The organism is Desulfurococcus sp., assembly GCF_049970475.1.
Lineage (GTDB): Archaea > Thermoproteota > Thermoprotei_A > Sulfolobales > Desulfurococcaceae > Desulfurococcus > Desulfurococcus amylolyticus.
On the sequence record NZ_JBMFMW010000066.1, the window covers coordinates 1 to 6,446 of the forward strand.

Genomic DNA, 6,446 nt, shown 5'->3' on the forward strand with positions numbered 1-6,446 from the left:
AATGCTTCCTAGCGGTGCTCGACCCGTTTTAACTGGCTGCCCCTATTGCATTAACAGCCTTATCTCCCATTTATTCTTCGATTGCTGTAGAACTGGTAGTTTCTCCCTTACCTCACTTATGAGGGATGCATCTATCGTGTATTCAATGTATGCTTCCCTCCAGCCTAGATCCAGCTCCCTGTAGCCCCACGGATTGAACACGCCGCTTCTTCCCACGAACATATCGCCTGTTTGATCAGCTAGGACTATGTAGACAGTGTTCTCATGTGCCCTTATACTTGCTAGTTTATCAAGTATCTCCTCTTTATGCGGTCCCTTCACCCAGCCTGCCTGCACGATTATTATCTCGCTGCCCATTAAAGCGGTGATCCTGTACAGCTCTGGGAAGCGTAGGTCATAACATATCGTGAAACCTATCTTGACTCCTTTAATCGATATTATCTTACCCGGTGCATTGCCCGGCTTGAAGAAGCTTGACTCTCTGAAGCCGTATGCGTCAAATAAGTGCATCTTACTGTAGACCGGTATCGCCTCGCCTCTATCAGTCACTATTATGCTCGTGCTCATGGTTAGCGGTGGAGTATCTGTTTTCTCTATAAAATGTACCAGTATGAACACCCCTAGCTCTCCAGCAAGCTTAGCCATCTCAGTCAGGTACCTGCTTGTAAGCGGTGTCTCCGAGTAGCTGTATACTAGTCTTGGATCCCCTATCTTCAACGGGTTCAACATACTGTACTCGGGGAGAACTACTATATCAGCCTCCTTATAATTCTTCCTCACTATATCAATAGCCTTACCAGCGTTCTCCGCTGGGAGATCATCGAATCCTGCCTGCACTATTCCAATCGTGATCGATGACATAGCATCCCCTTTTTGAATAATGCATCATGGAAACCTATTTAACCAGTGAGGCCAAATATTATCCAAGATGCTAGGGATTAAACACGATGCAGGAAATAAACCTGTTATAGAGAATATTGATATGCTTCTTAAGAAGCAGAAGTCTGTGGAAATAACGTAGGAAACCACATCTAGAGCTGGTACACCTTTAAAAATGTATACAAGTGGATAAGGAGAAAAACTAGTCTAATGGCTCGCCCTGTAGTGCTTTCTCTACTAGTTGTTTAGCATAGTCGTATCTTATTCTACCGTCCCTGATCATTTTCTCGGCTACCTTATCTATTAGATCTCCTGATGCACCAGCCATTATAGCGAGGTTTCTGGCGTGGAGCCTCATATGGCCTTTCTGAATACCCTCCGTCACGAGGGCTCTTAGAGCGGCTAGGTTCTGGGCTAGCCCCACCGCAGCCATTACCTCGGCGAGCTCCCTAGCCGTGTTTACCCCTAGGATCTTCAATGCTATCTTTGCCACAGGGTGTACCTTGACTGCTCCTCCAACAACGCCTATTTGGAGAGGTATCTCAAGGCTTCCCGCAAGATAGTTATCGCTTGTTACCTCCCAGTAGCTGAGGGGCTTGTAGACCCCCGTTCTAGAGGCGTATGCATGGGCTCCAGCCTCTATGGCGCGGTGATCCTGTCCCGTCGCGAGGGCTACTGCTATTACTCCATTCATTATGCCCTTGTTATGGGTTACCGCCCTATAGGGATCTATCTCGGCGAGTATAGATGCCTCCATTATCCTCCTGGCTACTTCAAGGCCTCCCACTTCTTCGACAGGTGTCGCAGCCCATGCCCGTGTAACCCTGTATACTGCGTGGTTTGAAACTATTCTGAGCCTTGCTTCCCCACCCGTTATCTTCTCTAGAAGCGGGGCTATCGCTTCAGCCATCGTGTTAACAGTGTTAGCACCCATGGCGTCTCTGACGTCTACTACTAGGTGGACTATTATGACCCCGCCTAAAGCAGGGTGCTCCATTACTCTTACCTCGAGGTCCCTGGGACCCCCGCCGTACTTTAGCAGGGTTGGATCCTGCTGTGCCGCGTAGTCCAGTAGCTCCTTCTTGGCCTCGATAATCTTCATGGCTTTAAAGCGTGGGGAGTTTACTTTAACCAGGTGTATTTGGCTGATCATCTCCTGTCTCTCAGCATTTGCAAGTATCCCTTTCCCATGCCTAAGCATCCTGGCTGCATTGCTTGCAGCCGCTACGACGCTTGTCTCCTCTATAACCATTGGGACAAGGTAATCCCTCCCATTGATCAGGAAGTTTGTCGCTACTGCGAAGGGATAGCTCATCGCGCCTATAACGTTCTCAATCATGCTGTCCCCTATCTTAACTGGTAGATTACCGAATTCACTCAGTGTCCTGCACTCTTCCTCTGTTAGCCCAGCCCACTCGCAGACTATCCTCCGTCTTTCTTCAAGGGGAAGCTTGTAGAAGCCCTGTATACGGCTTGTCTTCTCCATGCATACACACCATTAGGTAACTATATTATGTAGAAATAAAATAAATACAGAGCGAGTGGTGTAGAGTCATGGTTCATGAGTGGGCTCTCGCAGAGTCAATAATATACCATGTTATGAGTCAGGGATATAGGAAAGTGAAGACGCTGAAGATAAGGCTGGGGATACTTCAAGGCATCGACAAGGAAATACTAGGGTTCAGCCTAAGGGAGCTGGCATCGATGAATAACATCGAGATCAAAGATATAGTGTTCGAGGACGAGGAACCCCTATTGGAGTGCAGTACATGCGGCTACAAGTGGAGCCTTAGCCCATCAGCACTAAGTGAGGAGGAGAGGGAAGCCATACACTTCGTGCCTGAAGCCGTCTACGCCCTGGTGAAGTGCCCTAAGTGTGGTAGCAGGGACTTCACCATAGTCAAGGGACGCGGAGTCTCCTCAATAGAGGTGGTGTCGGAGTGATCGAGGACCCGAGGATCCATAACATAGTCAGGAATCTCTCGAGCATAAGAAATGTATATGCTGTGGTGAGTAGCAAGGGGGGTGTGGGTAAATCAACTGTTTCGACACTCCTAGCTCTCCATGCTTCAAGGAGATTCGAGACAGGGCTGCTCGACATAGACTTCACTAACCCCTCAACACATATCCTGCTTAACTTGAACCCCGGCGAGTTAAAGTATGAAGAGGAGAAGGGGATCCTACCATATGATTTAAAAGGGTTGAAGTACTTCTCAATTGTAGCCTACACAATTGATAAACCCCTTCCTCTACGGGGTGAGGCGGCTAGGAGTGCTCTCAGGGAGCTACTGGCAATAGTTAAATGGGGCAGACTAAAACTCCTATTCATTGATACACCGCCAGGCATGAGTGACGAACACCTGGATCTAGTATACATGCTGAGAGACATCGTTAAACCCATAGTGGTTTCAACACCAAGCATCCTTTCTGTTAAAAGCGCCGCCAGATTAGTAAGCGTGCTGAGGGAGGCTGGGTTTAAATGGATTGGGTTTATCGAGAACATGGGGAATGAGTCTCTGAGAGGCAATGAGGTACTCGGGGATGTAGAGTACCTTGGCTACATACCTTACACACCGGGCATCGAGTCCTGCCTGGGCTCAAGGATGGTGGAGGCCTGTATAGATCCTGGGTTACTCGACTCGATCCTCTCCAGGCTCACTGAACTCTAGCCCCAGCCTCGGCTCGAAAGCCATGTCAGCGCTTAGGCTTCTATCTCCTGCGTCACCGATCCCTGGCATAATGAAATAGTTTTTATCGAGAACTGGATCCACCTCTATGGCTAACAATGGTATCTCGTCGAACCTTGAGTGGAAGTACTCTACCCCGTAGCGGGAGGCGAGTACTGTGGCTGCAATGATTCTTCCTCCTCCCCTGGCACGCACTTCTTCAACTACCCTCACCATTGTCCTTCCTGTGGCAAGCGTTGGATCCACTACTATAACTGTGTAAGCTGTGAGGTTGCTCGGCATCCTCTCATAATATATCTCCGCATCAACCCTGTTCTCACTGATCACTCTTCTCGCTGCAACTAACCCAAGTCCAGCCCAGGGCATGGCATCCCATAACCCGTGTGTGAAGGGTATCGAGGCGCCTAACACCCCTATTATGTAAACCGGTTTATATGGATAGAAGCCCTCAGCCCTCCCATGATCGGAGTCGACGAAGACCCTGCCCCACTCGAGTAGTCTTGAGACCTCGTAGCCCATTATGAATCCAAGTTTTCTCATGTACTCCCTGAAGAGTCCGGGTGTTGTACCTGGTTTACGGAGTAGTGTTAGATAGTATTTAGCTAGCGGGTTATCGATGACTATGAGTCTACCCATGTGTCTCACATTAAGATTTAATGTTTTCAGGAGGTTAAAGGCTTGTGTTTAATTAATCCTATAGCCGAGGTCCCTGAGCTGTCTATCTATCTCCTCAGCTATCCTTGGACCGAACTTCGGTAAGGAAGCTATCTTTGATAACGGTGTCTCAGCTAGATCCCTGAGGCTCTTGATCCCGTGTTGTATAAGTATCCTTGCCCTAACCCTTCCAATAAGCCTCAGTGTGATCAGCTCTAATGCATCCTCCTTTACCCCCTCCTCGATCCTTCTCGACAACGTGTCGAGGGCTTTGTGGAACCTTATATCCCCCAGCACCGCTTCTACACGGGCTAATGCATGGATGATCCATGATGCTGTATCCCTCATGCTGTAGAGGTCTCCTGGGCCAATCATGTATCTTGATACTATTTCATCCTCTGAAACCTCGTTTATCCAGTCGTAGAGTATCATGGCATGCATGAATCCATCCAACCACTCCTCATAGTCTAGGCTGGTTTTCGAGGGCGGTGGTATCATCCCCTGATCAGCCATCTCGAGAGCAACGTCTTCTAATCTCTCCACGATCTTATCCTGTATATATGGCGAGCTTCTCTTGAAGTCCGGTGTTAAGCAGGCCACGTGGAGCAGGTAGATGTCCGAAGGCTCGACTGGTTTCAGCTCCCTGTATATGCTTATGCTTAAGGGATCCAGGTAGGTGTGGGATGTCACCCTGCCCAGCCTGGTAGCTTTCAGGGAATTGATACCGGAGTACTCAATCATGCCCAACTCCTCGAGTAGTTTAACGGCCCCCATTATCTTCGCTGATTGGAATAGTGAGACCTTAGCCTGCTTCATTGAGAGCGTGGATGAAAGGATCTCTGATACCTCATCGATGCTTGACGCCTCACCTGAAGCCACTAGTGATAAGACATGTATCCTGAGGCTTCTCTCACTGAGAAGCTTGCCTGCAACCGGCTCAGGGGATCCATTAATATACTTCAAGGCCTCGCTATTGCTCGATGCATCAGTGATCACTGATTCACCTATTTCATCATAGCCGGGTCTTCCAGCCCTCCCAGCCATCTGCTTGTACTCCGAGATACTTATATTCACCCTCCTACCCCTTGATGCATCATAGCGTTTCAAGGAGACCAGGACCCTTCTAGCTGGAAGGTTTACTCCAGCAGCTAGGGTCGGCGTCGCGTAGACTATCTTGAGAAGCCTGCTCCTAAAAGCCTTCTCTACAGTGCTCCTAGCTATACTGGATAATCCTGCATGATGGAAGCCAACACCTCTCCTGATAAGGTCTGAAAGCACGTCTCTCTCAATACTAGTTGGCGCATCCTCTAGTTCACTGATAAATGGCTTTACAGCATCCTCGGGAAGCATCGGAAGGTGTCTTGCGGCTTCTACGGCATAATCCTCTACCTTCCTCCTGTTATGTATGAAAACCAGTGTCTGTAACCCTAGTTCAACCACGTTGTGTAGTGGTATGTCTAAGAATGGATCCCCGTTCTCCAGGTCAACGCTCTCCACTCTATTATCCACGGGGAAGACTAATCCAGGCTTCTTCTTATCCAGGTATCCCTCCACAAGCCTCACAGGCCTCCAATCGGTGTTAACCAGCACAGCGTTAAGCCATTCTGCGAGAGCCTCTGGATTCCCTATTGTGGCAGAGAGACCTATGATCCTGGTGCCTTGCCTAAGGAGTCTGGCTGCTATAACCTCTACTATTGGTCCTCGTTCAGGGTCGCTAGCCATATGGATCTCGTCTATGACTACTAATCCGACATCGCGGAGCCAGCTCGGCTTCTGCCTTAGTATACTGTCGAATCTCTCGTATGTAGCCACTATTATATCGTACCAGCTCAGGTACTCGACTGGCTCATCGTAGTCGCCTGTTGAAACCCCTACCCTCACTCCTAGAGCCTCCAGTGTCTTGAACTCCCCATACTTCTCGCTGGCAAGCGCTCTCAACGGCGTTAGGTATACTCCCTTCCCATGGTTCAGCCAGTTGTAGACCAGGGCTAGCTCGGCTATGAGTGTTTTACCGGAGGCTGTTGGGGCTGAGACAACGAGATTTCCCCCGGTGAACAACCCCTTCTCCACTGCCTCGCTCTGAACAGGGTTCAGCCTTCCTATCCCCCTAGTCTTTAACAGCTCTATGTATCCCCGGGGGAAACCGTACCCTAGCAGTGCATCTATATCCATGGCTTGATCCACTTGACTCAGGTAATTAAATCCCGTAATGGATATGTATGTAGC

6 protein-coding genes are annotated in these 6,446 nt (G+C 49.1%); 2 read left to right on the forward strand and 4 right to left on the reverse strand.

The window, feature by feature from the left end; all coding sequences use genetic code 11:
• Positions 1-42 precede the first annotated feature (42 nt).
• Complete coding sequence (locus tag ACP5N5_RS04980) at positions 43-861, reverse strand: carbon-nitrogen hydrolase family protein (protein WP_428133491.1); 819 nt, start codon at positions 859-861, stop codon at positions 43-45.
• A gap of 220 nt (positions 862-1,081) precedes the next feature.
• Positions 1,082-2,365 carry a hydroxymethylglutaryl-CoA reductase, degradative gene (locus ACP5N5_RS04985; protein WP_276814265.1) on the reverse strand — a complete coding sequence of 428 codons (1,284 nt, stop codon included), beginning with the start codon at positions 2,363-2,365 and terminating at the stop codon, positions 1,082-1,084.
• A 68-nt stretch (positions 2,366-2,433) separates the two neighbouring features.
• On the opposite strand from ACP5N5_RS04985, the gene hypA reads away from it, so the two are divergent.
• A complete protein-coding gene (gene hypA / locus ACP5N5_RS04990) occupies positions 2,434-2,823 on the forward strand; it encodes a hydrogenase nickel incorporation protein HypA (RefSeq protein WP_276814263.1) in 390 nt (129 codons plus the stop codon).
• Positions 2,820-3,548 carry a P-loop NTPase gene (locus tag ACP5N5_RS04995; protein WP_428133494.1) on the forward strand — a complete coding sequence of 243 codons (729 nt, stop codon included), beginning with the start codon at positions 2,820-2,822 and terminating at the stop codon, positions 3,546-3,548. The genes hypA and ACP5N5_RS04995 overlap by 4 nt, the downstream gene beginning before the upstream one ends.
• Here the strand turns inward: ACP5N5_RS04995 and upp are convergent.
• Positions 3,510-4,202 carry a uracil phosphoribosyltransferase gene (upp, locus tag ACP5N5_RS05000; protein WP_428133496.1) on the reverse strand — a complete coding sequence of 231 codons (693 nt, stop codon included), beginning with the start codon at positions 4,200-4,202 and terminating at the stop codon, positions 3,510-3,512. The two genes, ACP5N5_RS04995 and upp, sit on opposite strands and share 39 nt — an antisense overlap.
• A gap of 48 nt (positions 4,203-4,250) precedes the next feature.
• Positions 4,251-6,446: DEAD/DEAH box helicase (locus ACP5N5_RS05005; RefSeq protein WP_428133498.1), on the reverse strand; the 2,196-nt coding region annotated here is incomplete at its 5' end.